General features: G+C 68.8%; 18 protein-coding genes. 7 read left to right on the top strand and 11 right to left on the bottom strand.

Features of this window, described 5'->3' with window-relative positions; all coding sequences use genetic code 11:
• Positions 1-6: 6 nt before the first annotated feature.
• The 3 genes from Q9R27_RS00310 to Q9R27_RS00300 are packed head-to-tail and all read right to left on the bottom strand — an operon-like array spanning position 7 to position 4,760.
• Positions 7-1,200: a restriction endonuclease subunit S gene (locus Q9R27_RS00310; RefSeq protein WP_311250325.1), complete on the bottom strand. Its 1,194-nt coding sequence runs from the start codon at positions 1,198-1,200 to the stop codon at positions 7-9.
• The gene (locus Q9R27_RS00305; protein ID WP_311250324.1) at positions 1,193-2,779 is read right to left on the bottom strand and encodes a class I SAM-dependent DNA methyltransferase; all 1,587 of its coding nucleotides are present in this window, start codon (positions 2,777-2,779) and stop codon (positions 1,193-1,195) included. The genes Q9R27_RS00310 and Q9R27_RS00305 overlap by 8 nt, the downstream gene beginning before the upstream one ends.
• A 1-nt stretch (position 2,780) precedes the next feature.
• Entirely contained in the window at positions 2,781-4,760 is a 1,980-nt protein-coding gene (locus Q9R27_RS00300; protein ID WP_311250323.1) for a hypothetical protein, read from the bottom strand.
• A 169-nt stretch (positions 4,761-4,929) separates the two neighbouring features.
• Here Q9R27_RS00300 and Q9R27_RS00295 point away from each other — a divergent pair, with 169 nt between their 5' ends.
• On the top strand, positions 4,930-5,421 hold the full coding sequence (locus Q9R27_RS00295; RefSeq protein ID WP_311250322.1) for an Ltp family lipoprotein: 492 nt from the start codon (positions 4,930-4,932) through the stop codon (positions 5,419-5,421).
• Between the two features lie 4 nt (positions 5,422-5,425).
• On the opposite strand, the gene pssA is transcribed toward Q9R27_RS00295, so the two are convergent.
• From pssA to Q9R27_RS00265, 6 genes are all read right to left on the bottom strand, one after another.
• Entirely contained in the window at positions 5,426-6,349 is a 924-nt protein-coding gene (gene pssA / locus Q9R27_RS00290; protein WP_311250321.1) for a CDP-diacylglycerol--serine O-phosphatidyltransferase, read from the bottom strand.
• The gene (locus Q9R27_RS00285) at positions 6,349-7,050 is read right to left on the bottom strand and encodes a phosphatidylserine decarboxylase (protein WP_311250320.1); all 702 of its coding nucleotides are present in this window, start codon (positions 7,048-7,050) and stop codon (positions 6,349-6,351) included. The genes pssA and Q9R27_RS00285 overlap by 1 nt, the downstream gene beginning before the upstream one ends.
• A gap of 81 nt (positions 7,051-7,131) precedes the next feature.
• Entirely contained in the window at positions 7,132-7,959 is an 828-nt protein-coding gene (locus Q9R27_RS00280; protein WP_311250319.1) for a M23 family metallopeptidase, read from the bottom strand.
• Entirely contained in the window at positions 7,956-8,486 is a 531-nt protein-coding gene (locus Q9R27_RS00275; RefSeq protein WP_311250318.1) for a winged helix-turn-helix domain-containing protein, read from the bottom strand. Before Q9R27_RS00275 ends, Q9R27_RS00280 begins: the two co-directional genes overlap by 4 nt.
• 56 nt (positions 8,487-8,542) lie before the next feature.
• Positions 8,543-9,169: a PaaI family thioesterase gene (locus tag Q9R27_RS00270; protein WP_311250317.1), complete on the bottom strand. Its 627-nt coding sequence runs from the start codon at positions 9,167-9,169 to the stop codon at positions 8,543-8,545.
• 15 nt (positions 9,170-9,184) lie between these two features.
• On the bottom strand, positions 9,185-10,354 hold the full coding sequence (locus Q9R27_RS00265) for a CaiB/BaiF CoA-transferase family protein (protein ID WP_311250316.1): 1,170 nt from the start codon (positions 10,352-10,354) through the stop codon (positions 9,185-9,187).
• Positions 10,355-10,460: 106 nt separating this feature from the next.
• On the opposite strand from Q9R27_RS00265, the gene Q9R27_RS00260 reads away from it, so the two are divergent.
• Together Q9R27_RS00260 and Q9R27_RS00255 are read left to right on the top strand one after the other, a co-directional pair.
• Positions 10,461-11,024: a PadR family transcriptional regulator gene (locus tag Q9R27_RS00260; RefSeq protein WP_311250315.1), complete on the top strand. Its 564-nt coding sequence runs from the start codon at positions 10,461-10,463 to the stop codon at positions 11,022-11,024.
• A gap of 29 nt (positions 11,025-11,053) precedes the next feature.
• Positions 11,054-13,072, top strand: coding sequence for an NADPH-dependent 2,4-dienoyl-CoA reductase (locus tag Q9R27_RS00255; RefSeq protein WP_311250314.1), 2,019 nt, complete (start codon positions 11,054-11,056; stop codon positions 13,070-13,072).
• 13 nt (positions 13,073-13,085) lie between these two features.
• Here Q9R27_RS00255 and Q9R27_RS00250 read toward each other — a convergent pair whose 3' ends face one another.
• Together Q9R27_RS00250 and Q9R27_RS00245 are read right to left on the bottom strand one after the other, a co-directional pair.
• Positions 13,086-13,505, bottom strand: a complete 420-nt coding sequence (locus Q9R27_RS00250) for a TA system VapC family ribonuclease toxin (protein WP_311250313.1) — start codon at positions 13,503-13,505, stop codon at positions 13,086-13,088.
• The gene (locus tag Q9R27_RS00245) at positions 13,502-13,723 is read right to left on the bottom strand and encodes a type II toxin-antitoxin system VapB family antitoxin (RefSeq protein ID WP_311250312.1); all 222 of its coding nucleotides are present in this window, start codon (positions 13,721-13,723) and stop codon (positions 13,502-13,504) included. The genes Q9R27_RS00250 and Q9R27_RS00245 overlap by 4 nt, the downstream gene beginning before the upstream one ends.
• Positions 13,724-13,777: 54 nt before the next feature.
• Between Q9R27_RS00245 and Q9R27_RS00240 the strand changes: the two genes are divergently transcribed.
• The 4 genes from Q9R27_RS00240 to lysS all read left to right on the top strand — a co-directional run bounded on the left by Q9R27_RS00240 (position 13,778) and on the right by lysS (position 17,343).
• Positions 13,778-14,476: a pirin family protein gene (locus Q9R27_RS00240; protein ID WP_311250311.1), complete on the top strand. Its 699-nt coding sequence runs from the start codon at positions 13,778-13,780 to the stop codon at positions 14,474-14,476.
• 13 nt (positions 14,477-14,489) lie between these two features.
• On the top strand, positions 14,490-15,173 hold the full coding sequence (locus Q9R27_RS00235; RefSeq protein ID WP_311250310.1) for a DUF3592 domain-containing protein: 684 nt from the start codon (positions 14,490-14,492) through the stop codon (positions 15,171-15,173).
• A 79-nt stretch (positions 15,174-15,252) separates the two neighbouring features.
• On the top strand, positions 15,253-15,603 hold the full coding sequence (locus tag Q9R27_RS00230; protein WP_311250309.1) for a VOC family protein: 351 nt from the start codon (positions 15,253-15,255) through the stop codon (positions 15,601-15,603).
• Positions 15,604-15,633: 30 nt separating this feature from the next.
• The gene (gene lysS, locus Q9R27_RS00225) at positions 15,634-17,343 is read left to right on the top strand and encodes a lysine--tRNA ligase (RefSeq protein ID WP_311250308.1); all 1,710 of its coding nucleotides are present in this window, start codon (positions 15,634-15,636) and stop codon (positions 17,341-17,343) included.
• The last annotated feature ends 6 nt before the right edge of the window (positions 17,344-17,349 follow it).

Below are 17,349 nucleotides of genomic sequence, written 5' to 3'. Positions count from 1 at the left end.
CATGAGTCAGAGCACCCCGTTCGCGACCTGCCCGGCGTCCTTGACGCGGATCTTCCCGGACATCAGGAGCGGGAGGAGTTCGTCGCGGGTGCGGGCGAGGAGCGATGACTCAGCCACCGCGTACTCGCCCCTCGCAACGAGTCCAGCAATTCGATCCTCCAGAAGGAACCAATCTCGATCACTCAAGTCTGGAACCGATACATGATCGAAGGTACGCATCGTGATCGTGTCGAAGACCGAACCATGGGCCATCGACCTAACTTGGGCCGCAATGTTCTCGACCGCGAAGAAGAGGCTCGTGCCTGGTATTCGGTCGGGAACAAAGCCATAGCAGGACTGATTGATTGCCGCGGCGACGCCCAGCCTCGCCACCTCTCCTACTGTGCCGCGTGCCGTGAGCACAACTGAACCCGCAGGAAGCGGGGTCAATCTCTTGGCCCGGCCTGCAACCTCAGTGATGCTCTCGCTGGTGGACAAGATGATCCCGTGCGGCGCGCCCGTAACGTCCCGTGCAGATGCCCAAGGAATGCCACCACCCCATAGAGATTCGTCCGAACGCTTCGGGGTCCCTCCAAGACGTGGAAGCAAAACGCTCGACAGCCTGCTCTCAGGAAATTGCATAGTGTTCTGCCGATAGATCCAGCGCGCCAGTTCGATGGCGGCCTTGGCGATTCGGTCGTTGGCGGCGATCTTGTCGTCGAAGGCGCCCAGGACCTCCGCGATCGCCTGCTGCTTCCTAGCAGGTGGCACCAGAACCGTAAGTGAGTTGAGATCGCCTAACGAAAGGAAGTCGGCCATGTCCGTCTGCGCTTTCAGCGGACGGACTTGCTTCCAGAACTCCTCACTCTTCAACCAGTAGTACAAGTACCGGGGCTTGAGTGAACCGCCAGCGGTCGGTCGAAAAAAGCACAACTGGGGGCTGTAAGCAAAGGTGGAGCCATCCGGAGGCATGATCGCGACTCGGCCAACGGTTCCCTTCACTGTGAGGACGATGTCACCGGGCCTGGAGGTCTTGGGCCCCAACTTCTGTGACTGCGTCGTCGATTCGCACGCTTGAGATGGTGATTGGATTCTTCCTTCAAGCACATCTGCGACTCTCAACACTGGAAGATGCAGGGCCTCCGATCGTGGCCGTCCAGCACCGATCTCAAGTTCCTTGTTGTCGCAGAGGTCGGCGAACCGCACCAGTCGCTCACCCACGGACCCGCTCCAACTGCTCCCGCACGACCTTCTCCAGCCGCGCGGACTCCTCGAACGCCTCGGTCAGTTCCTTGGTGAGCCGAGCGATCTTCTCCTCGATCGGCTCCCCGTCGTCCTCGAGCTCGGCGGCCCCGACGTAGCGCCCCGGAGTCAACGCATAGTCATTCGCCTTGATCTCCGCCAAGGTCGCGGACTTCGCGAAGCCGGGCACGTCGACGTACTCCTCACCCGACGATCCCAACCAGGCATGGTAGGTGTCGGCGATCCGGGCGATGTCCTCGTCGCTCAGCGACCGCTCCGCACGGTCCACCATGAAGCCGAGCTCGCGGGCATCGATGAAGAGCACCTCACCGGCCCGATCGCCCTTGTCCTTGGCGAAGAACCAGACACAGACCGGGATCCCGGTGCTGCGGAAGAGCTGCGTCGGCAGCGCCACCATGCACGAGACCAGGTCGGCCTCGACGATCTGCGCCCGGATCTGGCCCTCACCGCCGGAGTTGGACGACATCGACCCGTTCGCCATCACCACACCGGCACTGCCGCCGGGCGCCAGCTTGGAGAGGATGTGCTGGATCCACGCGAAGTTGGCGTTGTTGGCCGGGGGTACGCCGTACTTCCAGCGCGGGTCGGACTCGGACCGGGTCCAGTCCTTGATGTTGAACGGCGGGTTCGCCATCACGTAGTCCATCTGGACGTCCGCGTGCTGGTCGCGGGCGAAGGTGTCACCCCAGCGGGCACCGAGGCCCTTGTTGTCGATCCCGTGGATGGCGAGGTTCATCTTCGCCATCCGCCAGGTCCGCTCGTTGAGCTCCTGGCCATAGATCGCCACGTCCTTCGGGTCGCCGTCGTGCTCATAGACGAACTTCTCCGTCTGCACGAACATGCCGCCCGATCCACAGCACGGGTCATAGATCCGGCCCGAGGTCGGTTGGAGCATCTCCACGATCACCCGCACCACGCTGGCCGGCGTGTAGAACTCCCCGCCCCGCTTGCCCTCGGCGCGCGCGAACTTCTCCAGGAAATATTCGTAGACCTCACCCAGCAGGTCCCGTGCCCGCTGCTCGCCGTTGCGGGTGAAGCGGGCACTGTTGAAGAGATCGAGCAGCTCACCCAGGCGGCGTTGGTCGACGTTGTCCCGGTTGAAGATCCGCGGCAGCGTCCCCGCCAACGCGGGGTTCGCCGTCATCACCGCGTCCATCGCGTCGTCGACCAGCTGGCCGATGTTCTTCTCCGGCTCCTCCGCCGATGCCGACAGGCCCTTGGCATGTTCGGCCAGCCACGACCACCGTGCCCGTGGCGGCACCACGAAGACGCCATAGCCCTGATATTCCTCCGGATCGTCGATCAGATCGTCGATCTGCTCCTCATCCATCCCCTCCGCGGTGAGCTCCGCACGGATCGCGGCGCGGCGTTCGTCGTACGCGTCGGAGACATATTTGAGGAAGACCAGACCCAGGATGACGTCCTTGTATTGACTCGCATCCATCGAGCCGCGGAGCTTGTCGGCCGCCTTCCACAGCGTGTCCTTGAGCTCCTTCATCGTCGACGGCGCCGTCGACTCCTTCTTCTTCCTGGGCATCTCAGTCCTGCTCCTCATCTCTGATCTCCGCTGACCCTGCTGCGTCCGCTGCCTCTGTTGTGTCCGCTGACTCTGCGAAACCGACCGCCCCCACGGCCACTGCCCCGATCACTTCGCTGATGGCCTCATCAACCATCTGCGTCCTGCGTTCCAGCTCCGCACGGTTGGCCTGCAGCGCACCCAGCGCTGCCTCGAGCCGTGCGCTGCTGCCCACCTCCATCACCGGCACCGTCCACCGCCGCCAGTCCCGAGCAGTCTCCGGCAGCCGGTTGATCGTCGCGCAGAGCGCATGCGGCCCCACACCCGCATCCGGGTGGAGCCGGAAGATCCGGGCCGGCGAGGCGACCACATGGCCGCCCGTCAGGTCCACCCGAGCGCACGGGCGCGGTCCAGCGACGAAGACCACGTCGCCAGGCTCGGTGCGTCGCACCCGCGGGTGCCGCAACTCCAAGGCAAGAGGGTCGACCCCGACCTGCCCGACACCAGCGACCGGGTCGAAGAGCCGCACCTGCCCGTCCGGTCCGAGCAGATCTGCATCCAGCCGGGCACCCGGAAGAGCCCGGAGCGCCCGCTCCTCAAGGAGCAACTGAACAGCCTTGGGTTGGACCTTCACTCCATCCCCCGGCACCGCAGGAGGCAGCGGCACCGGTGAAGACGGAGTGCGCAACGCTTCGAACCGGGTCTCGAGCGCGAGCAACCTCGCGGCAGGGTCCACGCGGGGAGGCGCCAACGCCGCCGCGCCCGCTGGCACCACCTCCCCCGCACTGATCACCCGACCAGTGCGGAAGACCCGGCTGCGGGTGAAGGCGCGGCCCCGCAGATCACCGAGGCTGGCCACCATGTCGGTGATCACCTGCTCCCGCACCGAGAGGCTCAGCTCGACCTGGCTCGCCTCGGCGGTGACCAGGGAGCGGTCCTCGATCGCGGCGGCACTGATGCCACCGAAGCACCACACCCCCATCGCTTGGCTCGGCGAGGCCGGCCACATCCCTCGGCCCAGTCGAGCAGCGAACCGCAACCGGCCCGTGCGGAGGATCTGCGAGCGGACCAGGTCCAACTCCCCCGATGCGTGATCGCACAGGACCCGCGCCGGCCCGAGGACCAGCGCGACCTGGTCCGCGGCCAGCCCGAGCTGCAACTCGTCGATGGCCGAGACGTCGTCGTGTGCCGATTCCCCCGACACCGACAGCACGACGACGCCCGGCCCGGACATGGCAGTGGCCACCGCCAGCCCGTGCAACCTCGCCAGCCGTCGCTGGCGCCGTGCCGCCGCCGTGGTCCCCACGACCACGATGCCGCGACACATTCCTTCCGGAAGCCTTCTCGCCACCTCGATGACGAACGGGTCACCCCCGACCGAGCCATCCGCGAGGTGCACCCGGTCAGGGCCGAGATGGGTGAGCAACGCTTGCACCATCTCGGCACCCACCTGCAGCCCGGACTCGGACAGCTCACCGCGGGCCCGGCGCCGTCGACCCAGCCGAGTGCCCTGGAGCCGCGCCACGGCGTCGGCTGCGCTGAACGAGACCGACCGCAGGGCATCGACGTGCGCCGTGAACCGATCCGGTCCGACAAGACCCTCAACCTCGGAGAGCAGGAACTCGTCGTCCGGATCGACCTCGTCGGCGAGGTCCACCAGATCCTCCGCGCTCATCGCCGCAAGATCTCGGTCACTCAGCGCGCCCAGCGTGAGCAGGCACTCCAGAGCATGGCGCTCGGCATCCTCCGGAAGTGCGAGGGCAACGGCGTCAGCGGCGATGTCGTCGTTCCTGCCTCGACCGGTGGCGGCAAACCAGCCCACCACCTCATCGCGGTCGAAGTGTTCGACGCCGTCTCGAGTCGCCACCGACGCGGGGAAGGCAATGGTCTCGCCGTTGACCTGATCGCGACGGCGCCACATGGAGACCACGGGGCGCCGGACACACGCCAGGTCGGCGATGTCCTGCAAGGTGAGCGTGGTCCGCACCCGGGTCGCATCCATGTCGGGGCCTCCTTCCGGGATCAACCTAACCTTCCCGGGACTCAAAGTCAGTGGATTCACCGATAAGACCCCTTATCGCCCACATGCGTTGGCACAGTACTCGAATCGGTCCAGCGTTCTCCTCAATCCCGACTGGTTCAGTCGGGCCCAGAACGACAAGGAGACATCCATGAAGCGGACGATCATCACTGCCTGTGTCCTGGCGGCCCTGGCCCTGACCGGTTGCGAGATCGACGAGCCGGCCTCCGAGGTGACACCGAAGCCCCGGACCGATTCCACGCCAGAGGCCGCCGCTGCGTCGACCTCGACAGTCCCGACATCCGATCCAGCACCTGAACCTGACCCAGAGCCCGAGGCCACGGAGCCCGCCGAGACAATCAGCCAGGCCAACGCCGTCCGGGCCGCGAGAAACTACCTCGACCTGGCGCCCTTCTCACGCAGCGGCCTCATCGACCAACTCACGTTCGAGGGTTATGACACCGCTGACGCGACGTACGCCGTCGATGCCGTCGCCCCGGACTGGAACCGGCAGGCAGCGCTGGCGGCCGAGAACTACCTCGACATGATGCCATTCTCACGCCAGGGACTCATCGACCAGTTGGTGTTCGAGGGATACACCCGCGAGCAGGCGACCCACGGCGTGGACCAGGCGGGTCTGTGACGCGTCAGTGCTCCTCGACCGAGTGGTCGTCGTCCCCGGCCAACGGCAGGAAGACCGACTGCTGGCGCTGCCGCGGAGGGGCCACCGACTCGTCCCCGAACCAGGCCCGCCGCAGCGGCGCGGTGAGCACGCCCAGCGGAGCGGTGAGCACATAGGCGTAGGCGCAGACCAGCAGCGTCGTGGTCGGGGCGATGACCAGACCGGCGACCACCGCCAGCACGACCACACCCGTGGTCGCCCGAGCCTGCCGGGTCCGCGGTGAGACCAGGTTGCGGAACGAGCGGAATCGCGCCGTGCTCACCATCAGCCAGGCTGGCACCAGGCTGATCAGCGCCGGGAGCAGGATCGCCGGACCGACCCGCAGGTCCGGCCCGGCCACATCGGGGCTGTCCAGGGCGAGCACGGTGGCCATCACCACGGCCGCGGCAGCCGGGGAGGGCAGCCCGATGAAATAGCGCTTGTCGTCGGTCGGATCGATGGTGAAGTTGAACCGGGCCAACCGGAAGGCGGCACACGCCAGCCACAGGAACGCCGCCGCCCAGGCCACCGAGGGCCATTCGGGCAGCACCCAGATGTAGACCAGCGCGGCCGGCGCGAGGCCGAAGGAGACCAGGTCGGCCAGCGAGTCCAGTTGTACGCCGAAGGGCGAGGTGGCGCCGACCAGGCGGGCGACCGCGCCATCGGCGATGTCCATGATGATCGCCACCGCGATCAGGATCGCGGCGAATTGAACCCGCCCGTCCAGCGCCAGCAGCACCGAGGAGAAGCCACAGGCCATGTTGGCGGTGGTGAAGAGGCTGGGCAGGGTGACCCGAAGCTGCTCCTTCGCACTGAGTTGTCGCAGCGAGACGACTTCGGCACCCGAGTGTGACTCGAGCCGCCAGCGGGCCAGGACCCGCTTGCGGATCGGCACATGTCCCGGGGGCATCAGGCGCCGACCACGGCCGGCTCACTCGAGCGCCAGTGTCCGATCACGCTCTCGCCGGCAACGGTCCGCTCCCCAGCGGCGACCGTCAACTCCACGTCGTACGGCAGGAAGATGTCCATCCGCGAGCCGAACTTCATCAGCCCGATCCGCTGCCCCGATGAGATCTCGTCGCCGGCCCTGACCCGGGTGACCACCCGACGAGCGACCAGGCCGACGACCTGGCGGAACACATAGCGTCGCACCTCGCCGCGGACCACCCGGGCGACCTCGATGTCACTGCGCTCGTTCTCGAAGGCCGACTCGAACTTGTACGCCGCGAGCCACTTGCCGGGCCGGTAGGAGATCTTCTCCACAGTGCCGCCGTAGGGGGCACGGTTGATGTGCACGTCGAAGACGGAGAGGAAGATGCTCACCTGCTGCCACTCGCCCTGGATCGGGTCGGCCGGCGGCGTCACCTCCGGCTGCGCCGGGCCGGCGTACATCACCTTGCCGTCGGCCGGGGCCAGCACGGTGTCCTCGTCGACCGGGGTGGTGTCCACCCGGCGTGCCGGGTCGCGGAAGAAGGCGATCAGGCCGGCCGGGAGGGCCAGCAGCCCGGCAGCGATCCGCGGGTGGCCGGTGGCCAGCGCGATGGCGCTCGGGATCGTGCCGATGGCGGCCGGAAGGACGGCTTCGGGGTCGATGGTGGTGCGCTGCGGCACGGTTTCTCCCAATCTGCGGCGGTCTGTCTCGCGGGACAACCTAACCCGTCAGGCACCACAGGGCATCCCCGACGAAGCGCGTCACCCGATCATGTGCTGGCTGTTCTCGGGGAGACCGTTGCGCACGTCACCCCCGATCTCGACCTGGGCGAACGCCATCGGGAGGCCGCGGGCGCCGTTCGGCCGTGGCCGGTCCATCAACTGGGCGTGTACGTGTGGCTCGCTGCTGTTGCCGGAGTTGCCGCAGGCGCCGATCACGTCGCCGGCCCGCACCCGGTCGCCGACCCGGACCGTGGCCGATCCCTGCTGGAGGTGGGCGACGAGCGCGTGGACGCCGTCCCCGCCGTCGATGACGACCTGGTTGCCGATCACCCCGTCGGCACCGCGGAACTCGCGGAGCGCTCCCTCGACCATCATGTAGAGCACTGCCCAGATCCGGCTGCGGGTGCGGTGGTCGCGCTGCCGGTCGGCCACCCTGACCACGACCCCGTCGATCATCGCGTGCACGGGCGCACCGAACGCAGGGAAGTCCTCGGGCCGCGCCATGCCCGGGCCGGTGCCGAAGGCAGGGCGCTGTGGCCCGTCGATCGGCTCGAGGCACAGGTCGATGGCGAACGCCTGCCCATAGGCGCGGACGCCGTGGCTGGGCACCTTGGTGGCGGGTGAGTTCAACGCCAGCCAGCGGCCGCGGACCGGGCTGGTGACGACGATCGGGTCACGGTCGTGGTCCTTGCCGGGGAAGACGAAAACCAGGACCAGGCCGACCAGGACCGCGACCACGGCGACCAGCACGATGGCCCGGACCCATCCAGGCAGGTCGACGAACCGGTCGGCGACCTCGACCGCGACGAAGACGGCCAGTCCGGCGAGGATGATCCGCATGGACTGGCGCTGGAGGATGTCGATCACCGGGTGCCTCCGGTGAGGATGGTGAGCAGGGGTACGACGCGGGCCGGGGGCACCTCGTAGGTTCCCCGTCCGCGCTGGGCCAGCCAGCCCGCCGTAACGAGTTGCTTGAGGTGGTGGTGGAGCTGGCCGGTGCTGCCGGTGGACTCCGCGAGATCAGCGGTCGCGCGCGTCCCGTTGAGGATCGCGCGAAGCAGTTCGAGGCGGACCGGGTGGCCGAGCGCAGCCAGGGTCGCCGCCACCGGGGACCAATCGGTCGCCAGCGTGTCGGCGGTGGCGGCACTCTGCTGCCATTCGATCTGCTCCCCGCCCGGGAGTTCGAGGGAGCCGGCGAAGAGGACGATGCCCTCGGCGGTGGCGGGATGGTCGGCGCGGCGGGCACGTACGCCGTCGAGCGCCCAGAAGGTGTCCGTCTCCGCCGCGTCCGACGGGTCGGGCCCGGGGGTCGCAGGGGGTGGCGTGGCGGCTTCGAGGCGCGTCACGCGCTCGCGCAACTCGGCCATCTGGTGGGCAAGGTCATCCGGACTCATACTCCGATATTACGGATTTCCGGATTATTCGACAAACGCGCGGCCGTGGCGGCCGGTCAGGGCTGTCCCGGGCGCAGTTCCAGCAGCAAGGTCTCCGCCTCGGCGCAGAGCGTCGGTCCGTCGTGGAGGGTGCCGCGCATGATCCGCTTGCGTCCCTCGATGGACTCGATCCACAGGCGTACGTCGAGTTCCCGGCCGACCGGGGTGATCGCGCGGAAGTCGACATGCAGCGCGGCCGTGCGGGAGAACCCGCGGTCGCCGTGGTTGGAGAGTTTGCCGAAAAGTTCGTCGAAAAGCAGCGGAACTGCGCCACCGTGGACGGCTCCGTTGCCCCCGAGGTAGGCGCGGCCGAAGGTCACCGTCCCGCTCAGTTCGTCGTCGATGATCTGGAAGACGGTCCGCGGCACCAGCGCCTGCCCCCGGCCGGGAAGCTCCGGGCGCCGACTGTAGGGCTGCTCCCGCTCGGAGACGGCGTACCCGTGCAGGCGCGAGCGCCAGGCAGCCAGGTCCTCGGTGAGTTCACGGATCGCCTCGTCGTCGGGCCGGGCGGCGGCGAACGCGTCGAGGAAGCCGCGCAGGCCGTGGACCAACCGGCCGTAGCCGTCCTCGGCGGCCACCTCGGGCGGATCCTCGAGGAGCCCGAGCCCCGGATCGTCGCTCTGGTCAGGGAGCTTCACTGCCATCTCAGCGGAACCGGTTCAGGCCTGGACCGCCGCCCCGGACTCGAGGAGTTCGTCGACGTTGCCCACGCCCCACGCCGCGAGCGCCTCGCGGGTGTGTGCGCCCGCCTTCGGTGCGGGCGGGAGCCCCAGGGTTGCCTCGGTGCGGGAGAACCGCGGTGCCGGGGCGGGCTGGGTGATCCCCTCGTGCTCGACGAAGACCTCACGCGCCTTCATGTGCGGGTGTTCGAACGCCTCGCTCATCGGGATGATCCCGGCGACGCAGGCGTCGGTGCCCTCGAAGACCTCGACCCACTCGGCCTGGGTGCGCGAGGCGAACTTCTCGGTGATGATCTGGCGCAGTTCGTCGGCCTTCGCCGGGTCGAAGCGGTCCGGTGCGCTCTCCCGGATCCCGAGCAGGTCCACGAACTCCTCGTAGAACTGCGGCTCCAGCGAGCCGACCGACATGTGCTTGCCGTCCGAGGTCTCGTAGATGTCGTAGTAGGGCACTCCGCCGTCGAGCAGGTTGGAGGCCCTGGTCTCGTGGAAGCCGCCACCGGCAACGAAGGCGGCCGTCATCGCGTTGAGGTGGGCCGTGCCGTCGACGATCGCGGCGTCGACGACCTGGCCCTGGCCGCTGGTCCGCGACTCGAGCAGGGCAGCCAGGATGCCCATCACCAGATAGGTGGAACCGCCACCGAAGTCGCCGACCAGGTTGGCCGGGAAGTGCGGACGGGCCTTGTCCTGGCCCAGCCCGTGCAGGGTGCCGGTGATGGCGATGTAGTTCATGTCGTGCCCGGCGACCTGGGCGAACGGGCCACTCTGGCCCCAGCCGGTCATCCGCGCATAGACCAGCTTCGGGTTGCGGGCCAGGCACTCCTCGGGGCCGATGCCCATCCGCTCGGTGACGCCGGGGCGCATCCCCTCGACGAGGACGTCGGCACCCTCGACCAGATCCAGCACGGTGGCCACCGCGGCCGGATCCTTCAGGTTCATCGCAACGCTGGGCCGGCCGCGGTTGAGCAGATCGGTGCCACCTCCGGTGAGCATCTGGCCGCCGGGGCGCTCGATGCGGATCACGTCGGCGCCGAGGTCGGCCAGGATCATGCACGCATGTGGGCTGGGACCGATGCCGGCGATCTCCACGACCTTGATGCCACGCAGCGGTCCGGTGCCCTGTCCCAGCTGGATTGTCCCGTCGATAGTCATGTGCGCGATTGTGACAGATCCACTGTCACATTCGACAGGCGCGTTCCCACCAGGCAGCACCGGGCAAGCCTTGCAACGAGTTGCATAGGTAGGGCACCATGTCCGCATGGCCCTCGAACATGCGCTGCTCGTCTCGCTCAGCGAGCAGGCCGCCTCCGGCCTCGAGCTGACCCGGCGCTTCGACAAGTCGATCGGCCACTTCTGGACCGCGACCCACCAGCAGATCTACCGGGTGCTCGGCCGGATGGAGCGCGACGGCTGGGTCCGTTCCGAGGTCGTCGCCCAGCAGGGCCGTCCCGACAAGAAGGTGTACGACGTCACCGAGCCCGGCCGCCTGGAACTGCAGCGCTGGCTGGCCGAGCCGACCAACCCCGACCCGATCCGCTCCGAGATGATGGTCAAGTTCCGCGGCGCCTCGTACGGCGACCGCACCGTGCTCCTGGACCAGGCCCGCGAGAAGCTCGACGAGCACGCCCGGCGCCGGGACCTCTACGCGTTCCTCCAGGACCGCGACTATCCGGACCCGGATGCGCTGACTGGCCAAGACCTCGACATCTACCTCGTGCTGCGCGGCGGCGTACGCATGGAGCAGTTCTGGATCGACTGGCTCACCGAATACATCCAGGCCCACGAACGCTCACTCGTTGATGCGCGAAAGCTCAACCGTTGATGCGCAGCCACCCACCGGAGGAACCCACGATGACCGACTTCCCGCACCTGCTCGACCCGATCACCATCGGCCCGCTGACCCTGCGCAACCGGGTCGTGATGGGCTCGATGCACACCGGCCTGGAGGACTTCTTCTGGAGCACGCCGAAGCTCGCGGCGTACTTCGCCGAGCGGGCCAAGGGCGGCGCCGGGCTGATCATCACCGGCGGCTACTCCCCCAACTTCCGGGGCCAGCTCAAGCCGCTTGCCTCGCAGTTCTACACCCGACTGCACGCGGCCCGGCACCGCCAGATCACCGACGCGGTGCACGAGCACGATGGCAGGATCGCGCTCCAGGTGCTGCATGCCGGGCGCTACGGCTACACGCCGTACAGCGTCTCGGCGTCGAACAAGAAGTCGCCGATCACCCCGTTCCGGCCCAGCGCGCTGTCCACCAAAGGTGTCGACAAGACGGCCACCGACTTCGCGAGGTCCATCGCCCTGGCGAAGAAGGCGGGCTATGACGGCGTCGAGATCATGGGCTCCGAGGGCTACCTGATCAACCAGATGCTGGCCGCGCGGACCAACGACCGCACCGACGCGTGGGGCGGCAGCGCCGCCAAGCGGATGCGCTTCCCGGTCGAGATCGTCCGGCGGGCCCGCGACCTGGTCGGCGACGACTTCATGATCGGCTACCGGATCTCGCTCCTGGACCTGGTCGAGGGTGGCCAGACTTGGGAGGAGACCGTCGAACTGGCCAGGATGCTCGAGGAGGCCGGGGTCAACCTGCTCAACACCGGCATCGGCTGGCACGAGGCACGGGTGCCCACGATCATCACCCAGGTCCCGCCCGGCGCCTGGCGCGAGTACACCGCGCGCCTCAAGCCCGAGGTCTCGATCCCGGTCTGCGCCTCCAACCGGATCAACACCCCCGAGTTGGCCGAGGAGATCCTGGCCTCCGGCGAGGCGGACCTGGTCTCGATGGCGCGCCCGTTCCTGGCCGACCCGGAGATCGTCAACAAGGCCGCCAGCGGCCGCGCGGATGAGATCAACACCTGCATCGCCTGCAACCAGGCCTGCCTGGACCATGTCTTCTCCAACAAGCACGCCTCCTGCCTGGTGAACCCGCGCGCCTGCCGAGAGACCACCCTGGTGCTGGGTCCGACCCGGTCGACCAGGACGGTCGCCGTGGTCGGCGGTGGGCCGGCCGGGCTCTCCGCCGCGGTCTCGGCAGCCGAGCGCGGCCTGGCGGTCACCCTCTTCGAGAAGTCCGACGCGCTGGGCGGCCAGTTCCGGCTCGCGATGCAGGTGCCCGGCAAGGAAGACTTCGCCCACACCCTGCGCTATTACACGCGCCGACTCGAGGTGCTCGGGGTCGACGTACGCCTGGGCACCGAGGCCCGGCCCGACGACCTGACCGGCTTCGACGAGGTCATCGTGGCCACCGGGGTCGTGCCGCGGATCCCGGCGTTCCCGGGCGTCGACCACGCCAAGGTGGTCCGCTATGACCAGGTTCTCGACGGCTCGGTCGAGGTCGGCCGCAAGGTCGCCGTGATCGGCGCCGGCGGGATCGGCGTCGACGTGAGCCACTTCCTGACCCATGGGCACGGGCAGGACCTGGACGACTGGATGGCGGTCTGGGGCGTCGGCGACCCGTCCCTGCACCGTGGTGGGCTGAAGGAGAAGAAGCCCCGCACGTCGCCGCGCGAGGTGTGGCTGCTGCAGCGCAAGACCACCTCGATCGGCCGCGGGCTGGCCAAGACGTCGGGCTGGGCGCACCGTGCCGTGCTCAAGGACGCCGGCGTGCACCTGGTCCCGGGCGTCACCTATGACCGCGTCGACGACGAGGGCCTGCACATCACCGTGACCGACGAGGACGGGGTGAGCACCCGGGTACTCGACGTGGACCACGTCGTGCTCTGCGCGGGTCAGGAATCGGTGCGCGGCCTGTACGACGCGCTCAGTGCGCACCCCGCACCCGTGCACCTGATCGGCGGCGCCGACATCGCCGCGGAACTGGACGCGAAGCGCGCCATCGAGCAGGGCACGCGGACCGCCGCCGCCCTCTGAGGGAGGACGGATCTCAGGGGGCGAGCAACACCACCTCATCATCGTCACCCCACGCGGAGACAGCCCGGTCGAACGTGACGAACTGACCACCGTTCGCGCGGCACAAGGCCAGCAGGTGCGCATCCGTCACCTGCTGGTGACCCGTCAGCACCACCTCGCTGCGCCCCGTCACCAACTCGACACCGTCTGGCCAGAATGCATGGCCGGGCAGGGAGCGCAGCCGCCCGAGCATCTCCACCGCGATGGCCGGAGTGGTGGCCCGGGGCAGGGCCCGCCGATTGCTGGAGACCCGCACGAACCCTGACTCGGTCATCGGGGTGGTGGCCCATCCCGCAGCCGACGCCTCGGCGAACCAGGTGCGCGCTGCCTGATGGCCAACGTGGTTGGGCCACACCAGCGCGATCAGCACGTTGACGTCGAGCAGCGCCGTCACTGGTCGTCCAGCGCTCGTGCCACGTCCTTGCCGGTGATCGCTGGCGCATCCACCTCCACGTCGAACACGGGAAAATCGGCGTCCATCCTGATCGGCGTCGGCGCCAGCCCTCGCCGAGCGAGTTCCGAGATCACCGCCCCCAGCGAGCGGCCCTCGACGCTGGCCAACTCTCGGGCCTCTTCCAGGACGTCATCATCAATGGCCAGTGTGGTGCGCATGACATCATGATGGCAAACTGATGCGTCCCCTTCAAGATGCCTAGGCTGGTGCTCGTGGAGATCCACCGATCCGGCGACCGCTTCGTCACCGACGCCGAAGGGCGGCGCACCCGGCACTCGCTCTCCTTCGGCAGCCACTACGACCCGGACAACCTCCGCTTCGGGCTGCTGGTCAGCCACAACGACGACCTCGTCCAGCCGGGCCACGGCTATCCCGACCACCCGCACAGCAACCTCGAGGTCGTCACCTGGGTGCTGCGCGGGGCGCTGGTCCATGCCGACTCGCGCGGCCACTCCGGCGTGATCGAACCGGGCCGGGTGCAGGTGATGTCCGCCGGCGCCGGCGTGGTCCACTCCGAGACCGTCGACGCTGCTTCCGGCCCGACCCGCTTCCTCCAGGCATGGGTGCTCCCCGACGAGCCCGGCGGCCCCACGGCGTACGACGCGGCGGCGGTCGCCCCGGGCCCCGCCTGGCTGCCGGTCGCCTCGGGCGCGCATCCGGATGCCGCCGTGCGGATCGGTGCCCGCGGCGCCACCCTGTATGCCGCCCACCTCGCCGCCGGGCAACGGATTACGGTGTCTCAAGCCCCGTTCGCCCACCTCTTCATCGCCACCGGCGCGGTCCGCCTCGGCGCCGGCGACCTGGGCAGCGGCGACGCGGCCCGGTTCCGCGACGAGGGCGCAGACCTCGTGGCGACCTCCCCGACCGAGGCCCTGCTGTGGACCTTTGCCGATCCGCTGGTCGGGCCCTGATTCAATGGCCCGCGTGAACACGAACGATCAGGTCATCGGCAACACCGGCAAGCGCCTCGGCGCAGCCGTGAGCACCGCAATCGCTGCGTTCGTGGTCGGCTGGGTGGTGATCGACTGGGCCAACACCGAGGAGAAGGCCGAACCGGCGATGGTCTCGCTGGGCGTTGTCGCCGTGGCCACCATCGTCCTGGTCTGCGGGTTGATCGCCTGGGCGCTGATGCTGGACCCACGCAAGGCACTCTCGCTGTGGCACGGCGTCTCGTTCGCCCTGGTGCCCGTCGCCGCGGCCCTGCTGCTCGGCAACCTCGGCTCCGGGAACGCCCGCGCCAACCTGGTCGGGGTGATCGTCGGGGTGCTGGGCGTGCTCGCCCTTGCCCTGGCGGCCTGGTCCGGCTCCCGGGCACGCGACAAGGCGAACCTGGTCGACGACCTGATCCGCACCGGCACCGAGGCCCCCGCCCGGGTGCTGGACCGGGGCTATGCCGAATTCGGCGAGAGCACCCAGGTCAACACCCCTGTCCGGTTCGGGTTCACCGATGCCGACGGCGTCGAGCGCGAGGTGTGGAAGCGACTCCTGATCCTGCCCGATGACCCGATCGAGAACGGCCAGGAGACGGTGCTCTGGTATGACCCGGCCGCCCCCGACGACGAGGACCGGATCGTGGTCCGGCTCCAGCAGGAGCATCCGGCACCCTGAGCCATGCGCCTGCACCGGTCCGGGCTAGGTTGGACATCCCGCGCCAGTGGGGGTCCGACCTCTCACAAGGGAGCCCGCCATGGCACACGACGTACGACAGGTCCTGCTGTCCACCGATGACCTGGACGCCTCGATCAAGTTCTGGACCGAGACCCTCGGCTTCACCCTCAAGTTCCGCGACGGCACGCACTATGCGGCCCTCGACGGCGGCTCGGTGACCATCGCCCTGGCCACCTCGCTCGACCACCCGCTGCCCGGCAAGGTCGTCGTCGGGGTCAAGACCGACGACGTGGACGGGGCCGCGGCTGCCGTGGAGTCGGCCGGCGGCGCGATCGTGAAGGCGGCGTACGACGATGCCCACGAGCGCCGGGCCGTGGTCTATGACGACCAGGGCAACGGCGTGGTCTTCTACCAGCCACTGGCCCGCTGACCCGATTCGCAGCGCGATAGCGTTGCCCCCATGGCACGAGGACAGCAGCAGACCCCCACCGACTGGGTGACCCGCGCGGCCGACGACGCCGTGCGCCATGCTGGCGAGGGCGCCACCCGGATCACCCTCGCCTCCGGAGCCAGCCCGTCGGGACCGATCCACTTGGGCAACCTGCGTGAGTTCCTCACCGTGCACTTCGTCGCCGAGGAGTTGCGCGGTCGGGGGCTGGAGGTGCGCCACCTGCACTCGTGGGACGACTACGACCGCTTCCGCAAGGTGCCCGCAGGTGTCGACCCGGCCTGGAGCGAACACATCGGCCGGCCTCTCTCGGCGGTGCCGGACCCGTGGGAGTGCCACCCGTCGTGGGCCGAGCACTTCAAGGCGCCGCTGCAGGCCGCGCTGGCCGAGATGGGCGTGGAGATGGACGAGATCTCCCAGACCACGATGTATCAGGCCGGCACCTACCGCGAGCAGATCCTCACCGCCCTGCGCAACCGGGAGCTGATCGAGAAGGTGCTGGCGAAGTACCGCACCAAGGCCGCGCCGGTGGCCGAGTCCGAACAGGAGGCCGCCGCGCTGGCGGACTCGGTGACTGCCGACGACGAGGCCGAGGACCTGCCCGTCGGGGCGGACACCCTGCTGGCCCGCTTCCCGTACAAGCCCTGGTGCCGCGACTGCGGACGCGACACGACCACGGTCACGGCGTACGACGACGCGACCACGGACCTCGCCTACACCTGCCAGATCTGCTCGTTCGAGGGCATCACCAACGTGGCCACCCAGGACGAGGGGAAGCTGGTCTGGAAGGTCGACTGGCCGATGCGCTGGGCCTTCGAGGGGGTCAACTTCGAGCCCGGCGGCGTCGACCACGCCTCGCCCGGTTCGTCGTACACCGTGGGCAAGGAACTGGTGAAGGCCGTCTATGGCGGTCGGGCGCCGTCGTTCGTCGGCTATTCGTTCGTGGGCGTGGCCGGGATGGCGAAGATGTCGTCCTCGCGCGGCGGCGTACCCACTGCGGCGGACGCGCTGCAGGTGCTCGAGGCGCCGATCCTGCGCTGGCTCTACGTACGCCGCCAGCCCAAGCAGGCGTTCAACGTGGAGTTCGGTCCCGACGTGGTCCGGCTGTACGACGAATGGGATGCGCTGGGCCGCAAGGCCGCCAACCCCGCCAAGCGCGACGCCCAGGTGCTCGCCTTCGAGCGCGCCTCCTCGACCACCACTGCCGGCACCCTGCCGACGCCGAAGGTGGTCGTCCCGTTCCGCACCCTGGCCTCGGTCGCCGACGTCACCGCTGGCTCGGCCGACCTGATCAGCAAGGTGATCGGCGACGTCGGCAACCCGCACGACTCGGTCGACGACCTGCAGCCGCGGCTGGACCGGGCGATGCAGTGGACCGCGGACTACGTGGACCCCGACGAGCGGACCATCGTGCGCGCCGAGCCGGACACTGCACGGTTGGCCGCGCTCGGGGAGCAGGAGGCCCGATGGCTCGAGTTGTTGCTGGCCAACCTGCCCGATCCGCTGGCGCTGGACGAGGTGACCACGGTGGTCTACGGCGTACCCAAGCTGGCCCGCGGCCTCGCCCTCGACGATGCCCCCACCGACGAGGTGAAGGCGGACCAGAAGGCGTTCTTCACGCTGCTCTACAACCTGCTGGTGGACAAGGACAAGGGCCCGCGGCTGCCCACCCTGATCGTGGCGCTGGGTGCGGAACGGGTGCGTTCGCTGCTCGGTGGCTGAGCCCGC

Origin of the sequence: Nocardioides sp. AE5 (assembly GCF_031844485.1) — a bacterium.
Classification (GTDB): Bacteria; Actinomycetota; Actinomycetes; order Propionibacteriales; family Nocardioidaceae; genus Nocardioides.
The sequence above is the reverse complement of the archived record's forward strand: the minus strand, read 5'-3'. Positions and strand labels throughout refer to the sequence as shown.

What these genes read in the sequence shown, in the direction of transcription:
- Q9R27_RS00265 (WP_311250316.1), bottom strand. Translation starts at nt 10,354, where the DNA reads ATGACTATCGACGGGACAATCCAGCTGGGACAGGGCACCGGACCGCTG.
- Q9R27_RS00305 (WP_311250324.1), bottom strand. Translation starts at nt 2,779, where the DNA reads ATGCCCAGGAAGAAGAAGGAGTCGACGGCGCCGTCGACGATGAAGGAG.
- lysS (WP_311250308.1), top strand. Translation starts at nt 15,634, where the DNA reads ATGGCACGAGGACAGCAGCAGACCCCCACCGACTGGGTGACCCGCGCG.
- Q9R27_RS00255 (WP_311250314.1), top strand. Translation starts at nt 11,054, where the DNA reads ATGACCGACTTCCCGCACCTGCTCGACCCGATCACCATCGGCCCGCTG.
- Q9R27_RS00275 (WP_311250318.1), bottom strand. Translation starts at nt 8,486, where the DNA reads ATGAGTCCGGATGACCTTGCCCACCAGATGGCCGAGTTGCGCGAGCGC.
- Q9R27_RS00300 (WP_311250323.1), bottom strand. Translation starts at nt 4,760, where the DNA reads ATGGATGCGACCCGGGTGCGGACCACGCTCACCTTGCAGGACATCGCC.
- pssA (WP_311250321.1), bottom strand. Translation starts at nt 6,349, where the DNA reads ATGCCCCCGGGACATGTGCCGATCCGCAAGCGGGTCCTGGCCCGCTGG.
- Q9R27_RS00245 (WP_311250312.1), bottom strand. Translation starts at nt 13,723, where the DNA reads ATGCGCACCACACTGGCCATTGATGATGACGTCCTGGAAGAGGCCCGA.
- Q9R27_RS00295 (WP_311250322.1), top strand. Translation starts at nt 4,930, where the DNA reads ATGAAGCGGACGATCATCACTGCCTGTGTCCTGGCGGCCCTGGCCCTG.
- Q9R27_RS00260 (WP_311250315.1), top strand. Translation starts at nt 10,461, where the DNA reads ATGGCCCTCGAACATGCGCTGCTCGTCTCGCTCAGCGAGCAGGCCGCC.
- Q9R27_RS00230 (WP_311250309.1), top strand. Translation starts at nt 15,253, where the DNA reads ATGGCACACGACGTACGACAGGTCCTGCTGTCCACCGATGACCTGGAC.
- Q9R27_RS00270 (WP_311250317.1), bottom strand. Translation starts at nt 9,169, where the DNA reads ATGGCAGTGAAGCTCCCTGACCAGAGCGACGATCCGGGGCTCGGGCTC.